Source organism: Psychrobacter sp. KFRI-CH2-11 (assembly GCF_038239325.1).
Taxonomy (GTDB): domain Bacteria; phylum Pseudomonadota; class Gammaproteobacteria; order Pseudomonadales; family Moraxellaceae; genus Psychrobacter; species Psychrobacter celer.
This window is the reverse complement of the sequence record NZ_CP151283.1, coordinates 2,332,639-2,355,249: the sequence shown is the minus strand read 5'-3', so window position 1 is coordinate 2,355,249 and position 22,611 is coordinate 2,332,639. Positions and strand designations below refer to the sequence as shown.

Below are 22,611 nucleotides of genomic sequence, written 5' to 3'. Positions count from 1 at the left end.
AGAGCGGCATGGCAGTCATACATATTGATGGTACCACTGTCGAAGTAGATAGCAGCGACAACTTGCTGCAAGCCTGCTTATCACTCGGCATTGATGTGCCGTATTTTTGTTATCATCCAGCCCTTGGCTCGGTCGGCTCGTGTCGTCAGTGCGCAGTCAAGCAGTTCCAAAACAAAGACGATATGGAAGCAGGGCGCGGTCGTCTGGTGATGTCTTGCATGGTCGCTCCTGGCGATGACATGTATATCTCTGTGACGGATGACGAAGCCAAAGCATTCCGCAAGTCGATGGTTGAGCTACTCATGACCAACCATCCACATGATTGTCCAACCTGTGAAGAAGGCGGGCATTGTCACTTGCAAGACATGACTTATATGTCAGGTCATAGTCGTCGTCGCTATCGCTTTACCAAGCGCACGCATCATAACCAAGACCTTGGGCCATTTATCGCCCACGAGATGAACCGCTGTATCGCGTGCTATCGCTGTGTGCGTTTTTATAAAGACTACGCAGGTGGCGAAGATTTGGGCGTTTATGGCTCAAACAACCGTGTGTATTTTGGCCGTGATAAAGATGGTCAGTTCGAAAGCGAGTTTTCAGGCAACTTAACCGAAGTGTGTCCAACGGGTGTGTTTACTGACAAAACGCACTCTGATCGCTACAATCGTAAATGGGACATGCAGTATGCGCCCAGCATTTGTCATGGCTGCTCAGCGGGCTGTAATATCTCGCCAGGTGAGCGTTATGGCGAGCTGCGCCGTATCGAAAACCGCTATAACGGTGACGTAAACCGCTATTTCTTATGTGACCGTGGCCGCTTTGGTTATGGCTATGTCAACCGCGCTGATCGTCCAACCCAAGCGCTTGAGCGTATCAATGACAAACACGTCAAAATCAATATTGACTACGCACTTGATGAAACCATCAAACGACTCAAAGACAAAAAAATCATCGGTATTGGCTCACCGCGCGCCAGTCTTGAGACCAACTTTGCGCTAAAAAATCTGGTTGGATTTGATAACTTTTCAACCGGCCTCAATCATCAGCAGCAAGCACTGGTCAATAAATGTATCGAAGTGCTCAGTACCGAGGGTATTTATAACCCAAGTATGACTGATATCGAGGCGCATGATGCTGTGCTGGTGTTGGGCGAAGACATCACACAAACTTCATCACGTGTGGCGCTGTCGGTACGTCAAGCGGCAAAAAACAAAGGCCTAAAAATGGCGGCGGCGCTGCAAACGCAGCCCTGGCTTGCCGAACCTGTCAAGCGTATTGCCCAAGACGCGCTAAGCCCAGTGTACGTCGTCGATGTAACGCAAACCAAGCTAGAAGACATCAGCAAAGCTAGCGTGGTGGCGACACCTGAAGATATCATCACTCTTGGCTTTAAAGTAGCGGATGAGATTGCAGGTCTGGCAGATGATTTGACGCAGATTGTAGCGCCGCAAGCCGATACTGCCGAGCGCGAGACCGATGCGATGCAGGCACTCGCGCAGCAAATCGCTTATGACTTGATTCAAGCCGATCAGCCGCTGGTGGTGTCGGGTAGCAGCTTATCTTCTACCGCACTGATAGAAGCAGCGGCGCAGATTACTCAGGCGCTCACGCAAAAACGTGCGGCAATCAAAGCGACCGAGCAACAAAAAGTCAATGCCCACAATGCCAAGGTCACAGCAGCTCAAGCGCAGGCGGCGGATGATCAGCCAGAAGAAAACAAAGAGCTGGCGGCCAAGCCTGAAAAACCACAAACCGGTACAGATAAAGCGGCTCAAGAAGATATCAATCGTGAGCCTGCAGACAGCCATGAGCTAAAAGAAGTCAATAAAAACTATCAAGCACAAGCAGGTATTTATTTAACGGTACCTGATGCCAATAGCATGGGCGTTTGTATGCTTGGTGGGCAGTCGGTTGAAGAGCTACTAGCCACTGACTTTGATGTGGTGGTGGTTGCAGAAAACCAGCTGACCGATGCCATTGATGCCAATAAGTTGACACAGTTACTCGCTGATAAGACCGTCATTGCCCTTGATCATCAGCTGCTTGATTGGCACAAAGACGTCGACATCGTCTTGCCAGCCGCCAGTTTTGCCGAAGCGGACGGTACGCTCATATCTGCTGAGGGCCGTGCGCAGCGCTTTTTCCAAGTTTATGATAATGAATATTATCATCCAATGAGCAGTATTAAAGAAGGCTGGCGCTGGTTGCATGCGGTGCATAGCAGTATCGAAGGCCGTGATGTGGATTGGACACAGCTCGATGATGTCATCAATGCATTGATCGCCACCCATCCAAAGCTTGCTGGTATCAAGGGCGCCGCGCCCGATGCGGACTACCGTATCACGGGCCTTAAAATTGCGCGTCAGCCGCGCCGTTACTCTGGTCGTACCGCCATGCGTGCGCCGATCTCAGTGCATGAGCCAATGCAGCCAAAAGACTTGGATACAGGCTTGACCTTCTCTATGGAAGGCTATACGGGCAAACAAACACCAAGCTCGATGATTCCTTTTGCTCATGCTGCTGGCTGGAACTCGCCGCAAGCATGGAACAAATACCAAGACAAAGTCGGTGGTCATCTAAAAAATGGTGACCCAGGCGTGCGTTTGTTCGATATGCTCGAGCGCCTACCGACACGTCAGTATGTCGCACCAGACGCACTGTCTGCGACCACGACCGATATACAGCAAGGACAAGCCAAACTGGTGCCTATCTATAATATCTATGCCAGCTCAATGATGGCATCGCGCAGTCCTATCGTCGCCGAACAGCTGCCGGTGGCGGCATGGCGTATCGGTATGGATGATGCCAAAGACTGGAATGTTGCCGCTGGTGATTACTTAGCAATCGAGATTGACAAACAGCAAATCACCCTACCAGTACAGATTGTCGGTTATCTAGCAGAAGGCTGTATTGGTTATCCTGTCGGGCAGGTGAGCATCATTCACCCTTCGATGCCAGCCTCAGTCCGTAAAGTCGATGCACCCGTGACAATGAGGGGCGATATGGCGGATAGCGCTGACGATACCACCAACCGCGCAGCGCCAACTGGCACCGCGCCGACCACCACACAGGAGGTGTAATATGCAAGTTACCCGTATTATCCCTGATGTGCCAAGCTTTTTGGCCAGTAGTATGAGCTTTGATACTTGGTCCGTTTTATTTATGGTGGTGCAAGCACTGGTCATATTTTTGGTGGTCGTTATCGTGGCGGCGTTGATGATTGTCTATGAGCGCCGCATGCTTGCCTTATGGCAAGATCGTTATGGCCCCAACCGTGTCGGGCCGTTTGGCTCCTTGCAGCTGGTCGCTGATATGCTCAAAATCTTCTTTAAAGAAGACTGGACACCAAATTTCACCGATAAGTTTATGTTTACCTTGGCACCTGCGGTCGCCATGTTTACCGCATTGGCCTCATTTGCCATTATCCCTGTCTCGCCGACCCTTGGGGTGGCTGATTGGGATATCGGTATTTTGTTCTTTTTTGCCATGGCAGGTATTGCCGTCTATGCGGTAATGTTTGGTGGCTGGGCGTCTGCCAACAAATTCTCGCTATTGGGCGGCCTACGCTCGGCGGCACAAACCATCAGTTATGAGGTGTTTTTAGGCTTATCATTGATGGGCGTGGTGGCCTTGACCGGCTCGTTTAATTTGCGCGAAATCGTTGAGTCACAAATCGATGGCTGGTATATCATTCCGCAGTTTTTTGGATTTTTGACCTTTGTGGTCGCTGGTGTGGCGGTGACCCACAGGCATCCATTTGACCAGCCAGAGGCCGAGCAAGAGCTGGCTGAAGGGTATCATGTCGAGTATTCCGGCATGAAGTTCGGTATGTTCTTCATTGGGGAATATGTCAACGTCGTCCTGATTTCAGCCTTGATGACTTGCTTATTCTTTGGTGGTTGGCTGGCGCCGTTTAATTTAGATATTCCATTTATTCCACCAGCTTTTTGGTTCATGATTAAGACGCTGTTTTTTATGACCCTATTTGTTTTGGCTCGAGGCTCACTCATGCGTCCGCGCTATGATCAGGTGATGAACTTTGGCTGGAAAGTCTGCCTGCCAGTGACGCTGATTAACTTAATCGTTACTGCTGCAGTCATTTTGATCTTTTCCCCAACGTTGTAATCATTACTAGCCATCATTGATGAACTAGGGTAAAGCTGATAAGGATAATAATCCCATGTTTACTACCATAAAAAAGACCGTCATTGGTATCTTTACCATTGTCCGCAGCATGTGGATGGTCAACAGCCATGCGCTTAGGCCACGTGACACCATTCTTTATCCTGAAGAGCCAGTGCCAGTGCCGCCACGCTTTCGCGGGCGTATTGTGCTGACGCGTGACCCTGATGGTGATGAGCGCTGTGTGGCGTGTAACCTATGCGCCGTCGCCTGCCCAGTAGGCTGTATCTCACTACAAAAAGCCGAGCGTGACGATGGACGCTGGTATCCAGAGTTTTTTCGTATTAACTTTTCGCGCTGTATCTTTTGCGGAATGTGCGAAGAAGCCTGTCCGACGACAGCGATTCAGCTGACGCCAGATTTTGAGCTGGGTGAGTATAAGCGCCAAAACTTGGTCTATGAAAAAGAGCATTTGCTCATCTCAGGTCCAGGCAAATATCCTGATTATAACTATTATCGTGTGACCGGTATGGCGGTAGCGGAAAAACCAAAAGGCGCTGCTCAAAACGAAGCGGCACCGATTGATCTAAGGAGCTTGCTACCATGATGACTATTTTAAACAGCCCTGAGCTGGCAGGGTTTTATGCGCTGGCTGCTGTGGCGATATTTGCCAGCCTGCGTGTGGTGACGCAGGCCAATCCAGTACATGCCATCTTGTCGATGATTGTGTCTTTGCTCGCCATCTCAGGTATTTTCTTTGTCTTAGGTGCACCGTTTGCAGGGGCGCTAGAGATCGTCGTCTATGCTGGCGCTATCATGGTGCTGTTCGTCTTTGTCATTATGATGCTCAACTTGGGCATGAGTAATGATGAGCGCGAAGAGCGCTGGCTCGATGCTGGCACGTGGGCGCTGCCGACAGGCCTGACGGTTATCATCGGCGTTGTGCTGTATGCGATGATAGGTATGGGGCATGATGACGCGGCGATGATTGGTGGTACCACCATCTCTGCCAAAGCAGTCGGTACGGTGCTCTTTACCAAGTACGTCATGCTCATCGAGGTGGCGGCGCTACTGCTGCTAGCCGCTTTGGTTGCCGCCTACCACTTGGGCAAAGAGACGAAAGATGATGAGGTCATCGGTAAGGGTAGCCAAGATGTGCAGCCAGCTGTCGGCAGTATCAAATCATATGATAACGACGATAGCCATACAGCACAGATGGCGGAGCCTTATGAATACAAAGATGTTGACCCGCATGACTATGTCGGTAAGCAAGTAGGTGTACAACGAGTCACGCGCAAGGAGTCAGACTGATGGTACTAGCAGCGAGCGTGGCACAAGATGTGTCAAACGTGCCGTTTGCCCATGAGGTAGCAGGCTTAGTACAGCCAGCTGCTGAGGCGCAAAATGTACTGGGTATGATACCCATGAGTCATGGACTGATTTTGGCAGGTATTTTATTTGCTATCGGTCTGTGCGGCGTCATGGTACGACGTAACTTTTTATTTATGCTAATGAGTCTTGAGATTATGATGAACGCGACGGCATTGGCATTTGTAGTAGCAGGCAGTCGCTGGGTCGATCCAGATGGGCAGATTATGTTTATCTTTATTTTGACTTTGGCCGCGGCTGAAGCTTCAATCGGTCTGGCAATATTATTGCGGTTTTATCATAAGCGTGGGCATCTCGATGTCGATAGCGCCAATGAGATGAAAGGATGATGTCATGAGTTTATTACCATTAACCTTTATATTCCCGCTCATTGGCTTTTTAATCTTAGCCTTTATGCGCGACAAACTCACCGAGCAGGTGGCGAGGATAGTCGGTGTCGGTAGCATGCTGCTATCTGCGCTTTGTACGCTCGTCGTCAGCTATACTTTTTTGACCAGTCACCCTGCAGGTACGGTCATCGAGATGCCGCTGTGGACGTGGTTTCAGGTCGGGGATTTTGCTCCGAGCTTTGGGCTGAGTTTTGATGGCTTGGCATTGACCATGACCGGCGTCATCACGGGTATCGGTTTTTTGATTCATATGTTTGCCGCTTGGTACATGAAAGGCGATACCGGCTTTGCCCGCTTTTTTAGCTATATGAACTTATTCGTCGCCAGTATGTTGTTGCTGGTGCTAGCAGATAACTTGTTTTTGTTGTATCTGGGCTGGGAAGGCGTGGGTATTTGCTCGTACTTGCTGATTGGTTATTACTACCACGACAGAGCCAACGGCCGCGCGGCGATGAAAGCCTTTACGGTCACGCGTGTCGGTGATGTGTTTTTAGCCTTTGGTTTGTTTTTATTGTTTCGCGAGTTCGGCACGCTGCATATTCAAGAAATTATCACCCGCGCGCCCGAAGTCTTTGACCTAAACAACCCCATAATGATGCTCACCACTATGATGCTGGTGGGCGGCGCGATGGGTAAATCAGCCCAGTTGCCACTACACACATGGCTTGCTGATGCGATGGCAGGCCCAACACCAGTATCGGCATTGATTCATGCCGCGACGATGGTCACCGCAGGGGTGTATTTAATCGCCCGCCTGCATCCATTGTTTGAGCTAACGCCAGGTATTTTATTGTACTGGGTCGGCGGTGTCGGGGCGTTAACGCTTGTGGTCGCTGGATTTTGTGCGCTGGCGCAAACCGATATCAAACGTATCCTTGCTTACTCGACCATGAGTCAGATTGGCTATATGTTTTTGGCCTTAGGCGTGGGCGCATGGCAAGGGGCTATCTTCCATTTGATGACCCATGCTTTTTTTAAGGCGCTGTTGTTCTTGGCATCAGGTGCGGTCATTCTAGCGGTGCATCATGAGCAAGACATCTTTAAGATGGGCGGCCTGCGCAAAAAGATACCTTTGGTATTTTGGTGTTATATCGTCGGTGGCGGAGCACTCGCTGCGATACCTTGGGTCACCGTTGGTTTTTATTCTAAAGAAGCGATTCTTTGGGAAACTTATGCCACTGGTCACTTAGTACTATTTTACATGGGTGTGTTTGGTGCATTCTTAACGGCAATTTATACCTTCCGTATGATCTGGATTGTCTTTTTTGGTGAAGAAAAGACCCATGCGCATAAGCTGTCAGGGGTCTCCTATTGGTTACCACTTACCGTGCTTTTGGTACTATCGACCGCTGTCGGTGCGTGGATTACGCCGCCGCTACAAGGTGTGTTGCCCCAGAGTGTTGGGCATCTATTAGAAGTGGCTGGTCAAGCAGAGGCCAAGCATACTGCAGAGTATATCGCCATGGGTGCGATGCTGGCAGGTTTGGTATTGGCCGCGCTGTTATATGTGGTCAATAAAGGTCGTCTGCTAACGAGCTTTAAGCGCTCGCGTGTCGGCGGCGCGCTGTATCACTGGTGCTATCACGGCCTAGGTTTTGATGCGCTATACGATTTACTTTTTGTAAAACCCTTTTTGTTCATCGGCCGCTTATTAAAAGCCGACCCTATCGATAAAACGTGGTATGTCTTACCTAAGCTGGCATCAGCAGGTAATAAGGTATTGTCTGCGACGCAAACAGGGTCACTTCGAGGTTACGCTGCAAGCTTTGGCTTAGGCGTTGCTGTATTGCTCGTGCTGGTAATGATAACGGTGGTATAAGATGATTGAGTTACAACAAACGTGGATGCTACCAGCATTGATTGCAATTCCTTTTATTGCAGGGTTGCTATGCTGGCTGGTAGAGCGGATTAATAAACGTCTGCCGCGCTGGATCGCCTTAATCGGGATGATCATAACCTTTGCTTTGTCACTCGTGCTATGGCAGTACGGCGACTATAGCGGTATGAGTAAGCAGGTGATCGCGCCAGATGCAAACGTGCCATGGGTCGCTGAGTTTAGTGTGCCGTGGATACCAAGCTTTGGTATCAGCTTTCATTTGGCGCTAGATGGTTTGTCGCTGCTGATGGTGGGTCTAACAGGGCTGCTCGGTATCGCTGCTGTCGCTTGTTCGTGGAACGAGATTCAGCGCCGTGTGGGTTTTTTCCATCTCAACTTACTGTGGAGCTTGGGCGGCGTCATCGGTGTGTTCTTGGCCATTGATCTGTTTTTGTTCTTCTTCTTTTGGGAGATGATGCTGGTTCCTATCTACTTCTTGATCGCGCTATGGGGTCATGATGTGGTGGGCAAAACCAAAGAGTACGCAGCGACCAAGTTCTTTATTTATACCCAAGCGTCTGGGCTAATCATGCTCATCGGTATCTTGGTGTTGGTCATTATCAGCTATGCGCAAACTGGGGTGGTCAGCTTTAATTATAATGATTTGCTCGGCACCTCGCTTGGCGGCTGGGAATATCCCATTATGCTGTGCTTCTTTATCGGTTTTGCGGTGAAGTTACCGATTGTACCTTTTCATGGCTGGTTGCCCGATGCGCACGCTCAAGCACCAACAGCAGGTTCGGTGGATTTGGCCGGTGTTCTAATTAAGACTGCCGCCTATGGTTTGATTCGTTTTGTCTTGCCATTATTTCCAGCCGCGTCGCAAGAGTTTGCACCGATTGCCATTACCTTAGGGACGATTGGTATCTTTTATGGGGCGTGGCTCGCCTTTATGCAGACCGACATGAAGCGTCTATTGGCATATACCAGTGTCTCGCACATGGGCTTTGTGGTATTGGCCATCTATGCTGGGACGCTCATCAGCTTGCAAGGCCTGATGATTCAGATGCTGGCGCACGGGCTTAGCTCGGCGGCATTGTTTATCATGGCAGGACAGCTGTATGAGCGCTTACATACGCGCGATCTGACTTTGATGGGCGGTATGTGGGGTCAGTTCCGCTACTATGCACCGATACTGATGTTCTTTTGCGCCGCTTTATTGGGTATCCCGGGTACGGGTAACTTCATTGGCGAATTTATGATCTTATTTGGCTCATTTGCTCAGTATCCTGTGTTTGTGGTTTTTGCTACGTTCAGCTTGGTACTTGCAGGCCTATACTCGCTCATTTTGATTCACCGCGCCTTGTTTGGTAAAAACAATATCGAAGCGCTGGCGATACACGAAACCAAGTCGCATGGTCTGCCGACGCGTAGACTAAAAGATTTGGGCAAGCGTGAGCTTTCGTTGCTGCTTATGTTAGCAGCAGGTTTGGTCTGGCTAGGATTGTATCCGCAGCCATTCCTCGATACGTCAAGTCACGCCATGCAGTGGATCAATAATGCATATATATACAGTCAAGTCACACAGGTAGATGCCATGCAACTGCTTGATGCAATGGAGGCACGTTAAGTCATGAATGATATTACGATGAATGATTTGATGGGATTGCTACCTTACGCACCGATCATCGCCGTAGTGATTACGGTGTTGGTGGTGATGATTGCCATCGCGGTAAAACGCTCACATATGGTGACAGGTACTGTTACGGTGGTGGGCTTAAACGTTGGGCTATTTACCTTGCTGGCGCAGATGGCTGGTATTGTCAGTAGCGGCGCGGCTGCGCCTAGCGCTGAGCAATTATTTATCATCGATAATTTTGCTCAGTTTAATATGGTGGTGATTTTTATTTGTGCATTGGCGTGCTGTACGCTGTCTTATGCTTATCTTGCCAACCTAAAAGACAATAAAGACGAGCTGTATCTGCTGATGTTGCTATCGACAATCGGCGCGCTGCTGATGGTTAGTGCCCAGCATTTGGCGGCGTTCTTTATGAGTCTTGAGATGCTATCGATACCGCTATATGGCTTATTGGCCTATACTTATATGCGTAATCGTTCGCTTGAGTCGGGGCTGAAGTATCTGGTGCTATCAGCGACCGCATCGGCCACACTGCTGATGGGCATGGCCTTTATCTACGCTGAGGTGGGCGCGCTGGCGTTCAAACCGATAAGCTTGGTATTAGGTAATGTATTTGAGTCGCCACTCTTGATACTTGGGGCGGCGATGATGCTGTTCGGTATTGCCTTTAAACTCTCAGCAGCTCCTTTTCATATGTGGACCCCCGATGTCTATGAGGGTGCACCAGCCCCTATCGCTACGTTTTTGGCGTCTGTCTCAAAAGTGGCGATGATGGCTTTGGCCGTGCGTTTCTTAATAGATACCGCGTTATTGGCGCTGCCGTCTGTACAGATACTGCTGATGGTGATGGCAACTTTATCGATATTGGTAGGTAACTTACTAGCCGTACGTCAGACCAGTCTCAAGCGTTTATTGGGTTATTCATCCATTGCGCATATGGGTTATGTGCTGATCGTTATTGTTAGTATCGGTACCGCAGCCGATAGCATCTCTAGCATGTATATGGCGGTCTATGCCTTTACCTCTATCGGTGCCTTTGGGGTAGTGACCTTGATGTCGAGTCCTTATCGCTTGGCAGGTGAGGCCGATGAGCTGACTCACTATCAAGGGCTGTTTTGGCGTCGTCCCGTGCTGACAGCGGTCATGACCATTATGATGTTGTCACTGGCTGGTATTCCGCTTACCGCAGGCTTTATCACCAAGCTGTTTGCGATATTGGCAGCGGTACAAGGGACCAACTGGTTCTTGGCTGCGATGATTATCCTAGGCAGTGCCATCGGTCTGTTTTATTACTTGCGCGTGTTGCTGACCTTGTTTAAACGTCCTAAGCAATTCATCGAGTTTGATGTGGCAGGACAGTGGGGTATTCGCACGGGTGGTATCATGGTCATCGCCGTCACAGCGATTATTTTGTTCTTTGGTATCTTGCCAAACAGTATGATTGAGTGGGCGAGCATGGCACGTATCTGGTAATGTACTGATAGTAATATGCTGATAGATAGGTAGCAAATAAACCGCTACAGTGCAGCAATCTATCGTGCCGCACGTCCGCTGTGATGGTAAACCACCCAAGATGCGCCAGCTTTATGATAAGTTTGGCGCATCTTTTGGTTTGACCCCTTTAAAAACAAATAAACACAACCATCAATAGAAGTATTAAAAGAAAACGACTAATAAAAACGAGAGTGATTAACTATTATGAGTGACAATATTCAGACAGTAACGGTGCTCAGTAAGACCACGTGGACACCCAATTTATTTAGCTTTACAGTCAGCCGTCCTGACAGTTTTAAGTTTACTGCAGGGCAGTTTGTGCGTTTGGGGGTCAACCCCAGTCGGCTGAAGTATTATCAGCAGCAGGACGAGGCATTAGCAGCATTGGACGAAGACATATTTCGTGCCTACTCAATTGTCTCCTCACCATTTGATGAGGTGTTAGAGTTTTTCTCTATTGTCATTCCTGATGGCGCTTTTACCTCGCAGTTGCAGCACTTAGAAGTGGGTGATGAGCTGCTTCTCAATACCATGCCATTTGGCTTTTTGACGTTGGCTCGCTACCAAAAACCCTTGCCCAAAGACTTATGGTTATTGGCGACAGGTACAGGCTTGGCACCGTTTTTGTCGATGCTCCAAGACCTAAAGACATGGGAAGACTACGAGCATATCGTACTGGCCTACAGTGCGCGCTCGGTGGAAGAGCTGGCTTATATTGAGCTGATTGAACGCTTGCAAGCAGACTTTGGCTCGTTGGTGGACAACCCTGCCAAGCTGATTTTTATCCCTATTGTCACTCGCGAGCCCGTCGATGGCGCATTGACGGAGCGCCTGCCAAAGCTGCTATTGGATGGTACGCTACAAGAGCGTGCAGGTATTGCGCTGGATGTCGACAGCACCCATGTGATGCTCTGCGGCAACCCTGAGATGGTAGAGGACACCAAAGAAGCCCTAAAGACATTAGGGCTGGTGATGAACCGCCGCGGCGAGGGCAATATCGCGGTAGAAAATTATTGGTAAAAGCTATTAATAAAAGCTGCCGCTACAGGTGTTTGCTTAAATCTGATAAATAAAAGCTGTATTTCCGCTGTACAAAAACGCCGCTACTTGATAGACGAAAAGTAGCGGCGTTTTAATGGTCTATTACGTACGATTGATAGCCCATATAGTTGGATATCAAACCTGATTGGGCTCGGTGGCATCTGCGACAGGGTTGATCGGGCCTTGCATCAGCTCAGGCTCATCGGCGTCGCTAATGATGTCTTCATTGCTACTGGCGGCCAGTAGATCACGATAGTTGATCTGGGTCTTTAAGATCATCTGCTCTTCTTCAAGCTCGCCATAATTGACCTGCACCTTGTGCAGTGTGCTGATGATTTTTTTGTTCTTTTTTAGCCAGCGGTTGATATCGAGGTAGATCACCTCGTCTTTGGCACGAGCAATGTTGATATAAGATAAGATAAAGCCGAGCGGGTCTTTTTTGAGGATACGATGATAAAACCAGATAAACAGCTTGATGCCTTGGCGCTTGATAAAAGACTCGCAGCGCAGGTTTAGCACATCGGTATAGGTCTGCTGGCCGAAGACAAAACGCTGCACATTGCGATCGAGCTGTACATGAATCAAGCTAAAGTTACTGGCGACCTCGATATAGATGCCTGAGATATCAATAGTACAGTATAGGCGAAACCAGTCGTCGTGCATCTCAACGCGCAGCTCTAAGATGGCCTTTACATTGTCGGTGACAAACTTTTGCAACGCATCGTTGACGTATTGCTGCGCCACAGGCAGCGATAGCTCGTTTTCAAACTTATCGGTGGTTTTGTTATAAAGGTTTTTAACAGATTGGGTGAGGCGCTCCCAGCCGTCGCTAAATGACTCATCAAAACGATAGCCAATGTTTTCAAAGTACTCATCAAAACTGTCTGAATTGTTTACGTTATCACTCATGTTATCAAAGCCACTCAAACGTATTATCCTTATAGTGCGCTATTAAAGTATGCACTTCTTGTTGTGTTCCTGCATATTATTGAAAGCAAGCATCCCAATGATAGGGTGTTTGTTTTATAGTATCTCGACTATAGCATTTATAAAGCAGTATATAACAAATATCGTGGCTTCAAAATGAACACAGGCGTTTTATCGTAAATGATTTGTTTGCAGTGTGGATGGCGCGCCTGTTTGGCGGTTGTGCTGGCGACGCAATTCTATGTCATGTTATGATAGCCTCGGCACGGCATGAGTCAACCGCTTAGCGGTGCCTATTCATTGATACATAGATGAGCGGCAGACTTGTGCTGCGCCGCTCATACCCTTAAGCTGAGAGCAACTGTGGCCTATATTAAAGACTCACAAAGTTATCATTTTTCAGCGCAAGCCCCTAAGCGCGATAGAGGCCTGCCTATGGCTATCGTCATCGCTGTGAGTGTGCATGTGCTGATTATTTTTGGTATCAGTTTTTCTATGGGGCAAGATCCGGCAGCGATGATGCAGGATGTGGCCAAGGCCTTGACGGACAACATGCAGCCAAATGAGGACGCGCACTTTATCGCCAACGCCTCTCAGGTCGGTGGCGGCACGATAGAAGAACAGCTCAGGCAAGAAACTGATCAGGTCAGCCCGCTGTCAGCTGAGCAAATGAGCGAGACACAAGATGTGATCAATTTGCAGCGGCAGACCCGTCAGCAGCGCTATCAAGAAAGCTACCTGCGTACCACCTTGAGCTGGCGACAGGCAACCGTCGAGTCTGATACTGACAGTACGCAAGAGCAAGATGATATCATGGCGCAAGAAGAGCGCCTGCGCAAACAAATCGCGACATTAGAGGCGCAGCTGTCCCAGCGTCAGCAGGTCTATGCGACCAAATCAAAAGTGGTGACGGTCGATAGTAACTCGACGACGCGCGGCGCGGCAGCGGATTATATCAATACGTTTCGTGAGCATGTCGAGCGAGTCGGCAACCTGCATTATCCAGCGCAAGCTCGGGCGCAGGGTATCACCGGTGATGTGCGCTTGATGGTGGTTATCAGTAGTGATGGCAATGTCAAAGCCATTCGTTTGCTAGAGAGCTCAGGCTCGACGATATTGGATGAAGCGGCAAAGCAGTCAGTGCGGCAAGCGGCACCCTTTGGCAAATTCACCGAAGACATGAGCGATATTGTAGAGCTGCGTTTGATACGCACTTATCAGTACAGCGATACAGTCAATGTGACGTATTAGCGGATAAGGTATCAATAAGTGATGTATCAATGAGTGTACAGCAAATCAAAAAAAGCCGTTTACCAGCATAGGTGAACCGCTGCTTTTATCAATACCTTGGATATAAAACACACTTAGACATAAAGAGTCAGTATGGAATTTTTAGGTTTTACAGTCGATGTTGCTGCTTTGACCAGTAACGCATTGAGCTTGGTAATCAAAGTGGCTTTTGCCATTGTTATATTTGTGGTCGGGCGCTGGCTGGCCAAGAAAGCCGTCACCTTTGCTCATGGTATTATGCTCCGCAGTCATTTAGATGATACGGTGGCCAGCTTTTTAGGGCGCTTGCTTTATGGCGTATTACTGGTGGTGGTGGTGTTGGCCGCGCTGAGCAAGGTCGGGGTCCAAACGACATCGGTCGTTGCCATACTGGGCGGTGCAGCAGTCGCGATTGGTTTGTCGTTAAAGGATCAGCTATCAAACTTTGCCGCTGGTATCATGATCGTTACTTTTCGCCCCTTTGTGCGCGGTGATTATGTACAGATTAGCAGCTATACAGGGACGGTGACCGAGATTACGTTGATCAACACCCACCTAACCACGATCAACAACCACGATATCATCATCCCAAATGGCGATATCACCACCTCAGCGGTGACCAATTATACGGCGCTGCCCAATCGGCGCGTCGATATCACGGTTGGGATCGGCTACGATGCCGATATCAAAACTGCCAAAGAGGTGATGCTGAGCTTGGCCAGAAACAACCCAATGGCCTTTACCGACCCTGAGCCTATCGTACGCGTGACCAATCTGGGTGACAACTCGGTAGATTTGACCCTCAATGTCTGGACGACCAATGCTGATTGGTGGACGATGCAGTGTGACTTGCTTGAGCAGTTTAAATACGCTTTAGATGATGAGAAGATTGAGATTCCATTCCCGCAGCGTAGCGTCCATGTCAAAGGCTTGGATCAGATGATTAATCAAATGGGTCAGTCGCAAAAACTGCCCATGACTAAAGACTGAGCCTATGACTAAAGAGTGAACAAGGATTGGTTATTCAGTGCCTATTCTAAGGGATTGTTTCGGTCAAAAACCATCTCGTCAAATTCAAGCGTTTGGTAGATAGGGGTTTGGTAGGTTGAGACTTGCCAAAATCTCTATCTCAAACCCTTCCATCTCCTCTTGCTCAGCTTGTCCAAGCTCGTGATCAAAGCCTAATAAATGCAGCATACCATGTACTAGTAAATGATTGATATGCTGCGCGACGCTCTTGTCTTGTTCGCCGGCTTCTCGTACCACGACTTCATGACAGATGATCAGCTCGCCGAGTGGTAGGGTCGGCATCAAGTCAATAATGGCGACGGGTAAGTCGCTTGGATAGGATAAGATATTGGTCGCATAGTCCTTGCCCCGCGCCTCTAGGTTTAATTCACGACCTTCAGTTTTGTCAGTAATATAGATATCTAGCGCTTTGATTTTGTGCTGCCACGTCTCAAGACTAATATCTGTAAAATAAGGGAGCATCAGACCACTCTCTATACGTCTATCTATATATTTCAAAGTTGCAGCCATGATCGGCAATAGACGATCTGCACTGTAGTAACGACTGATTAACCCCTCATCGATACTATCGAGAGCGCTGACATCAAGCTCAATTTTGTCTAGATTATTTATCTTTAGGGCGTTTATATTATCGTTGTTAGATTGGTTCATAGCGTCACCTTCAGGAGAGATATAGTCGATTATAAATAAAACAGATAGATTGTATGTCAACGTGGAACTGGTATAAACTTTTCTTGCGTGCTGTGCCTACGCCGACAGAGGCTTCGAAAATTTCACTGCGTATTGTCTGAAAAATAGCCGCCGCCAGTGCCACATTTGAATGTTCAACACGCCCTAATATTAACGAAAAGACCAGATCACTATGTTTAGTAATCCGGTCTTTTGGGTTAGACATAACGGTTTAATGACGTTTAGCTACAGTTTAGAGGCTGCATCTGCCACCGCCTGTCTGCGCTCTTGCTCCTTGATGCGCTCAAACTTACGTTTTTCTTGTAGCGCGATTTGCTCTTCATCAAACACATCATAGGCTTCGACGATTTTTTGTACCAACTGATGGCGCACCACGTCTTTTGAGTCAAACTTAGTAATATGAATCTCTTCGATACCGCTCAAGATATCCATCGCCTGTGCCAAGCCTGATTTGGTACCGCGTGGCAAGTCGACCTGTGAGATATCACCGGTGATGACGGCGCGTGAGCCAAAGCCCAGACGCGTCAAAAACATCTTCATTTGCTCAGGTGTGGTGTTTTGCGCCTCATCCAAGATGACAAATGAGTTGTTTAAGGTGCGGCCACGCATATAAGCCAGCGGCGCAATCTCGATGATTTGCCGCTCGATCAATTTGCCGACCTTCTCAAAGCCAAGCATCTCATAGAGGGCATCGTAGAGTGGACGCAGATAGGGGTCAATCTTCTGTGTGAGATCACCGGGTAAAAACCCCAGCTTCTCCCCAGCTTCTACCGCTGGACGTACCAGCAGTATGCGCTCAATCTCATTGCGCTCTAGCATATCGACCGCGCAGGCCACCGCCAGATACGTCTTGCCGGTACCAGCAGGCCCAATACCAAAGGACACATCGGAGCTGAGCACGTTTTTGACATAGCGCTGCTGGTTGCCCCCGCGCGGGATGATACGGCCTTTGCGCGTACGCAGGCTAATGGGGGTAAACTCATCTGCCGAATCTAAATCAGCTGTATCGCTCTCATCATCGGCAGACTCTTGCTCATCATCTGCCATGTCTTCATCGCGGGAGACGCTCGATTGGATAATCAAATGCAGCTCTTCTGCACTGATATCCTTGGTGTTTTGCGCCTCATCGACCAGCTTATAGATGATGCGTTCGCCGCGCTCGACCGCAGTCACATCCCCGCTCAGGCAAAAGTCGCCTTGGCGTTGAATGATCTTGATATCGAGGCGATCTTGTAGGTATTTCATGTGGTTGTTGTATTCACCAAGCACGGTTTTGAGCTGTGCTGGGGTCAGTGATTCAAACTTTATACGGCGGCTCATAGAATCAGTCAAGCGATTATCCTTGTGTTGTGTACCCGCTGCTATCGCCTAGTGCTGATGAGATCAACATGGAATACGCCACGGGCTTCAGAGATAAAAAATAAAATAATAAAATGGGTAATAAAAATCGCTCGTCAAGGTGTCTGGGCGGGCAGTGTGTCACGCGCCTTTTAACACGCATTTGGCGTATCTGCTAGCGATATAGATAACGGTAAATTATTATTGGTTTTGGGGTTAATGATAAATCAATGTCTTGTCTTCATTATGGTAGATAGTTTTTAAAATTCAAGCCATCGCCTGCCCAGATGGCGGGGTTTTTGTATGTAGATTGCAACCACGGGCTGGTGGGCAAACGGCTGCAATGGTCAGGTATGCTGTGGCTTAGCTCACCCTCATGTCAGTCTTTTATGATATGACCGCAAACAGGCGAGTACACGCTTTGCATACGTGTCAGGGCACAGAAACTCAAGCAAACTGTGGTAATCTAGGGCATTAATAAATAACGCCTGAAAAATAAGAAAGCACACCATTAAAAGCAATATGATTAGGAATAGCATGATGCAAAACACTAATGCAACGTCATCAACTGTCAAAAAAAAAGCAGCAATCACTGAGCAGCAAGTGCTGATCGCAGGCGGCGGTCATGTGGGTCTGTCCTTTGCCTTGCTGCTTGCCCATCACGGTATCGCCAGCACCTTGCTCGAAAAAAACAGCTACCCAACCATCAGCCCGCAAGATGACCGCACGCGCAGTCATTATTTGGACAGTCGCAACACCGCTCTGTCGCGGCGCACCGTACAGATTTATCAAGAGATTGGGCTGTGGGATGAGCTACAAAGCCATGCCTGCCGTATTGATGCGGTACAGATCAGCGAGCAAGGCAGCTTTGGCCGCGCGCAATTAAATAAGGCGGACGAGCAGGTCGAGTCGTTTGGGCAAGTGATGGAAAACGCTTGGCTGGGGCGCAAGCTATTACTGGCCGCGCAGCAAGAGCCGCTGATTAGTATCATTGATAATGCCAACGTCATCGCTGTCGAGCAGCAGCCTGATGGCGTGACGCTCAGCTTTAGCTACTACGGCGAAGAAGAGCACGAGCAGCAGTTGCAGGCCAGTCTACTGGTCGCTTGCGATGGCCGCGACTCTACCGTGCGCCAGCTATTAGACATCGGCACAACGACGTATGATTATCAGCAAACCGCCATCGTCGGAGTGGTAGAGACGGATAAGCCGCACGACCATGTCGCCATTGAGCGATTTAGTCCAGCAGGGCCACTGGCGGTGCTGCCATTGACCGACCCAGATGGCGATGGCAATGAGGAATATCAACAAGGCTACAGACGCTCGGTGGTTTGGGTCTGCCCAAAAGGCGAAGAGACAAGATACCTAGAAGATGATGCGCATTTCTTGGCGACGTTGCAGGGAGCATTTGGCGATCGTGCTGGCACGTTTGTCAACGCTGGTCGCCGCGGTGCCTATCCGCTGACGCGCGTACTGGCAGATAAGCAAGTCGCTGGCCGCTGCGTCATCATGGGTAATGCCGCCCACACCTTGCATCCTGTGGCAGGTCAAGGCTTTAATCTATGTATGCGCGATGCTCACGTACTGGCAAAAATGCTGAGCGCGCAAGTGCTGCGAGGCGAGGATATCGGTAGTCCGGCATTGCTCACGCGCTACGAAAAAGCCCGACAAACCGACCAAAAACGCGTCATTCGTTTTTGTGATGCGGTCGTCCATGGCTTTACCCACCCTAATCCCGCCATCAAATTGGCGCGTAACATGGCACTGGTGGCGTTTGATAAACTGCCCAATATCAAACCGTTGGTGGCAAATTATGCCATGGGCTTAAAATCGTAATATAGTGAATCCTAAATAAGAAGAATACAGCTATGCCATCGTGCTACTGATATAAATTTTTCTTGCTTGCTGTGTGACTTCGTCACTCCAGAGGCTGCATAAAATTCATCCCAGTAGCAGTATTTATTTCTAAATGTTTAAAACGTCCTGATATCGAGAGCTAACTTATGACAAACAACCATACACTCATTATCGGCGGCGGTATCGTCGGTGCGACGCTGGCGCTAAAGCTGGCACAGGCCAAAATGCCCGTGACCTTAATCGATGCGCGTCCTGCTCGAGATGAGTCTGCATGGCAACAGGTTCTTGGCAAGCGAGATGCCCGTGTTTATGCACTGAGCCTCGCCAGTATTGCGCTGCTAAAAGACGTAGGCGCTTGGCAAAAGATAGCACTATCTGGACGCAAGGCGGATTACTCGCAGATGCAGGTATGGCAGCTCAATGGTATGGGCGAGCTATTATTTGGCGATAGTGACCGCAGTGCGCCAGAGCTGCTTGGCAGTATGGTTGAACCAGCGGTCATCGAGTATGCTTTGTGGCAGCGTCTGTCTGAGGAGGATGTCAGTGATTATCTGACCGTCATCGCAGGGCAAAAAGTCGTCAATATGGACTGGCGCGGGACGCAGCAGGGCTACCGTGTGACGCTAGCGGACGGCGCTGCTATCGATACGCATCTGCTCGTCGGTGCCGATGGTCGTGGCTCGTTTGTCCGTCAGCAGGCGGCGATTGGGCTGGACACGCTTGATTATAACCAAACCGCGATTTGCTGCGCGATTCAGACTGCCAAGCCCCATCAAGCGACCGCGCGCCAAGCCATGCTACCGACCGGCACGCTGGCTCTGTTGCCCTTAGCGGATATCACTGATGAAGATAAAGCCAATCCGCAGCATTGGCAGTCTATTGTCTGGACACTGCCGCGCAATGACGCACTGGCTTTGCTCGAGGAAGACGAGCGCGTGATCGCTGATAAATTGGCTGCTGCTAGTCACTATGAGCTGGGCGCAATCGAGCAGATAGAGTCCATCGCCAGCTTTCCACTGAGCGCGCAGCAAGCGAAGCGTTATGTACAGGACAATTTGGTGCTAATAGGCGATGCCGCCCATGGTGTGCATCCGCTGGCAGGTCAGGGGTTAAATCTGGGCATGCTCGATGTGAAGGCGCTAAGTGAGCAGCTGATGCACGACTATGCGCGTAGCGGCAATAAGCTGTGGGGCAGTAACCAAACCTTGCGTAGCTATGAGCGTCTACGCCGACCGCATAATAGCCTGATGATGCATAGCTTTTCGGCGCTTAACTGGCTGTTTGCAGGCTCGCTTGCGCAGATGCGTCCGATTCAGCAGATTCGCAGCGAAGGCATGTACCGCGTTGGCAAGATAAAACCACTCATGCGATTGTTTGCGAAGCAGGCGAGTGGGGTTTAGGGATGGTTATTTTTAATTCGATTGATTCGAAATGTTTTACTTGATGTGAGTGTTGTGGTTATAGATAGCATAATCAGCTTAATAAGAGAGAGTATGAAAACCAGAGTAGAAATGATTATTGAAACGCTTAGAGAGAATCCTGAACGCACTTTCACTGCTCGGGAACTTGCAGAGTTTTTTATAAGTCGTTATCCGGCTGAGATGGAGGAGAAGCAAAAAAATCCACGTTATAAAAACCATAATGAACTTGTAACTCAGTTAGCTGCCGAAATTGGTGGAAGTCGTACACAGGCAGCTAAAAAGAAGTGTCCAAATATAATTACTCAAGATAAACCAAGGCCGAGGCTATATTATTGGTCAGACAAGCCTATTGCTACAAGTGAGCCAATAACACAAGCTACCTTTGCAGGGGTAAAAATTCAGACTCAATCTGAGTCTAAAAGTGACAGTACTCTTACACCTAACTTAAGTGAGCATGACCTATATCCATTATTAATCAAGTTTCTTGCAGAAGAAATGGGGTTGTTTTGCAAGCGAATTGATGAACGAAAATCACGTAATACACAGGGTGCGGGTGGAAATCACTGGTTACATCCTGATATCGTAGCTCTAGAAACACTAGATAAAAATTGGTCTAGCGTTGTGCGAGACTGCGTACGTAATAGTAATGATGCTTTTGTGCGGCTTTGGTCGTTTGAGGTAAAAAAAGACTTAAATAAAAGCAATGTGCGTAGAAGCTTTTTTCAAGCAGTTTCTAATTCTAGTTGGGCTAATTATGCTTACTTGGTCGCAACTGGTCTAGATTCGGCAGTAGAAGGAGAGCTGCAAATGCTCTCAGGATTACATGGTGTGGGAGTATTAATACTAAACACTCAGTCACTATTTGATAGTCAAATATTAATCCCAGCGCGAGAACGTAACAATATAGACTGGTTATCAGTGAATCGAATCACTGAGGAGAATAAAGACTTCGAATCATTTGTTGATCAAGTTGGTATATATATTCAAACAGGCAGAGTCACTAAGAGTTTGTGGAATGATAAAGTGAACAAGTAGGTCTTGTTTTTCCAAATCTGCTTTTACCAGTGTAAGCTTGCTTAGATTTTATTTGTAGTCAGCAAGCTCAATATATCTTTTATATTCTAAACGATAATTTAATCACCCCAACGCCGAAAACGCCACCATCAGTACAGGCGAGACAATATTAATAATAAAGCCAAAACTAATTGCCAGTGGCACAACTTTTAGGCCACCTGATTGTTGAATGATAGGCAAGGTAAAGTCTAAACTGGTCGCACCGCCAAGTCCGACCGCTGCTGATGGATACTTACGCATAAAGACAGGAATAAATAATAGCGCAAAAAACTCACGTATCAAGTCATTGAACAGCGCCACACTGCCCCAAATCGCCCCATAAGCATCGGTCATGACGATGGCCGATAGCGAATACCAGCCGAAGCCAGACGCCAGCGCCAAGCCTTTGGTCCACGATACATCGCTAAACATCAGCGCAAAGACAAGGCCGCCTACCAATATCGATAGGGTAAAGATAATACTCATCTCCACTCCGCGCTTATTGAGCAAGACTTCTTTTAGGGTGATGCCTGAGCCTTTGAGACCGATACCGACCAATAAGATCAATATCATCAGCATGACGGTCATGGTGTTTTCAGGCGGCATATAACCTGCCGGTAAAAAATAACCAATCACCATGCCAATCACGACACAAACCACTTGTGCCAAGCTACCGCGGATACTGACGCGGTGCTCTTTGGATTTGACGCTGGGTTTTTTGGCATGCCACGGGCGCAGACGGTCAAAGAGCATGAGCGCAAACAAACCACTGCCAATCGTCAAAATCGATAAGATGGTGACATATAGAGCAATCTCACCTATCTGACTGCCCAGCCCTTCCACTTGTGACAGCTCGATACCGATGAGCGCCAAGATAATAAACACCAAGTACGACAAGCCTTTATCCGCAAGCTTGGTCATTTTGGGATTCGAGGGGATGGCAAAGCCAATAAACATTGGCATTAATACCAGTACAAGGGTAATCAGGCTTTGCATGTCGGCAGGCTCGCAGCGGTTTTAAACAAGCCGAAGATTGTATCATATTCATTTATAAATACGGCTATCCGCGCATGATATTCATCATAAAATAGAACGATACTGGCCGCGAATAGTACTTTTATATGCTTGGCTTATCTT

At 48.6% G+C, this 22,611-nt stretch carries 18 protein-coding genes; 14 read left to right on the top strand and 4 right to left on the bottom strand.

The genetic code is table 11. From position 1 onward, the window contains the following. Positions 1–8 precede the first annotated feature (8 nt). The 9 genes from nuoG (at position 9) to AADH33_RS09640 (ending at position 11,869) form a co-directional block, all read left to right on the top strand. Positions 9–3,080 (top strand): NADH-quinone oxidoreductase subunit NuoG, encoded by a 3,072-nt coding sequence (gene nuoG / locus AADH33_RS09680; RefSeq protein ID WP_348548782.1) that lies wholly within the window; start codon positions 9–11, stop codon positions 3,078–3,080. A 52-nt stretch (positions 3,081–3,132) separates the two neighbouring features. After that, positions 3,133–4,125 carry an NADH-quinone oxidoreductase subunit NuoH gene (gene nuoH / locus AADH33_RS09675; protein ID WP_207969408.1) on the top strand — a complete coding sequence of 331 codons (993 nt, stop codon included), beginning with the start codon at positions 3,133–3,135 and terminating at the stop codon, positions 4,123–4,125. A 55-nt stretch (positions 4,126–4,180) separates the two neighbouring features. After that, positions 4,181–4,729, top strand: a complete 549-nt coding sequence (gene nuoI / locus AADH33_RS09670; protein WP_198335865.1) for an NADH-quinone oxidoreductase subunit NuoI — start codon at positions 4,181–4,183, stop codon at positions 4,727–4,729. Then, complete coding sequence (gene nuoJ, locus AADH33_RS09665; protein ID WP_348548781.1) at positions 4,726–5,433, top strand: NADH-quinone oxidoreductase subunit J; 708 nt, start codon at positions 4,726–4,728, stop codon at positions 5,431–5,433. The genes nuoI and nuoJ overlap by 4 nt, the downstream gene beginning before the upstream one ends. Positions 5,434–5,531: 98 nt before the next feature. After that, positions 5,532–5,840, top strand: coding sequence for an NADH-quinone oxidoreductase subunit NuoK (gene nuoK, locus AADH33_RS09660; protein WP_075101564.1), 309 nt, complete (start codon positions 5,532–5,534; stop codon positions 5,838–5,840). A 4-nt stretch (positions 5,841–5,844) separates the two neighbouring features. After that, the gene (gene nuoL / locus AADH33_RS09655; protein WP_207969389.1) at positions 5,845–7,719 is read left to right on the top strand and encodes an NADH-quinone oxidoreductase subunit L; all 1,875 of its coding nucleotides are present in this window, start codon (positions 5,845–5,847) and stop codon (positions 7,717–7,719) included. A gap of 1 nt (position 7,720) precedes the next feature. After that, positions 7,721–9,346: an NADH-quinone oxidoreductase subunit M gene (gene nuoM / locus AADH33_RS09650; protein ID WP_075101462.1), complete on the top strand. Its 1,626-nt coding sequence runs from the start codon at positions 7,721–7,723 to the stop codon at positions 9,344–9,346. A 3-nt stretch (positions 9,347–9,349) separates the two neighbouring features. Then, positions 9,350–10,828: an NADH-quinone oxidoreductase subunit N gene (locus AADH33_RS09645; protein WP_348548780.1), complete on the top strand. Its 1,479-nt coding sequence runs from the start codon at positions 9,350–9,352 to the stop codon at positions 10,826–10,828. A gap of 225 nt (positions 10,829–11,053) precedes the next feature. Beyond that, positions 11,054–11,869, top strand: a complete 816-nt coding sequence (locus AADH33_RS09640) for a ferredoxin--NADP reductase (protein WP_105244967.1) — start codon at positions 11,054–11,056, stop codon at positions 11,867–11,869. A 156-nt stretch (positions 11,870–12,025) separates the two neighbouring features. Here the strand turns inward: AADH33_RS09640 and AADH33_RS09635 are convergent, their stop codons facing one another. Next, positions 12,026–12,799 (bottom strand): hypothetical protein, encoded by a 774-nt coding sequence (locus AADH33_RS09635; RefSeq protein WP_348548779.1) that lies wholly within the window; start codon positions 12,797–12,799, stop codon positions 12,026–12,028. Between the two features lie 381 nt (positions 12,800–13,180). Here AADH33_RS09635 and AADH33_RS09630 point away from each other — a divergent pair, with 381 nt between their 5' ends. Together AADH33_RS09630 and AADH33_RS09625 are read left to right on the top strand one after the other, a co-directional pair. Beyond that, positions 13,181–14,068: an energy transducer TonB gene (locus AADH33_RS09630; protein ID WP_348548778.1), complete on the top strand. Its 888-nt coding sequence runs from the start codon at positions 13,181–13,183 to the stop codon at positions 14,066–14,068. A gap of 132 nt (positions 14,069–14,200) precedes the next feature. Beyond that, the gene (locus AADH33_RS09625; protein ID WP_348548777.1) at positions 14,201–15,076 is read left to right on the top strand and encodes a mechanosensitive ion channel family protein; all 876 of its coding nucleotides are present in this window, start codon (positions 14,201–14,203) and stop codon (positions 15,074–15,076) included. Positions 15,077–15,160: 84 nt separating this feature from the next. Here the strand turns inward: AADH33_RS09625 and ybeY are convergent, their stop codons facing one another. Beyond that, the gene (gene ybeY / locus AADH33_RS09620) at positions 15,161–15,766 is read right to left on the bottom strand and encodes an rRNA maturation RNase YbeY (RefSeq protein WP_348548776.1); all 606 of its coding nucleotides are present in this window, start codon (positions 15,764–15,766) and stop codon (positions 15,161–15,163) included. 264 nt (positions 15,767–16,030) lie between these two features. Further along, positions 16,031–17,125, bottom strand: coding sequence for a PhoH family protein (locus tag AADH33_RS09615; protein ID WP_348549978.1), 1,095 nt, complete (start codon positions 17,123–17,125; stop codon positions 16,031–16,033). Positions 17,126–17,683: 558 nt separating this feature from the next. Between AADH33_RS09615 and AADH33_RS09610 the strand changes: the two genes are divergently transcribed. From AADH33_RS09610 to AADH33_RS09600, 3 genes are all read left to right on the top strand, one after another. Continuing rightward, positions 17,684–18,979 carry an FAD-dependent monooxygenase gene (locus AADH33_RS09610; RefSeq protein ID WP_348549977.1) on the top strand — a complete coding sequence of 432 codons (1,296 nt, stop codon included), beginning with the start codon at positions 17,684–17,686 and terminating at the stop codon, positions 18,977–18,979. Positions 18,980–19,146: 167 nt separating this feature from the next. Further along, entirely contained in the window at positions 19,147–20,400 is a 1,254-nt protein-coding gene (locus AADH33_RS09605) for an FAD-dependent oxidoreductase (RefSeq protein WP_348548775.1), read from the top strand. Positions 20,401–20,493: 93 nt separating this feature from the next. Next, on the top strand, positions 20,494–21,456 hold the full coding sequence (locus tag AADH33_RS09600) for a COG2958 family protein (RefSeq protein WP_348548774.1): 963 nt from the start codon (positions 20,494–20,496) through the stop codon (positions 21,454–21,456). A 102-nt stretch (positions 21,457–21,558) separates the two neighbouring features. Here the strand turns inward: AADH33_RS09600 and AADH33_RS09595 are convergent, their stop codons facing one another. Continuing rightward, the gene (locus tag AADH33_RS09595) at positions 21,559–22,470 is read right to left on the bottom strand and encodes a lysine exporter LysO family protein (RefSeq protein WP_207969379.1); all 912 of its coding nucleotides are present in this window, start codon (positions 22,468–22,470) and stop codon (positions 21,559–21,561) included. Positions 22,471–22,611: the final 141 nt, after the last annotated feature.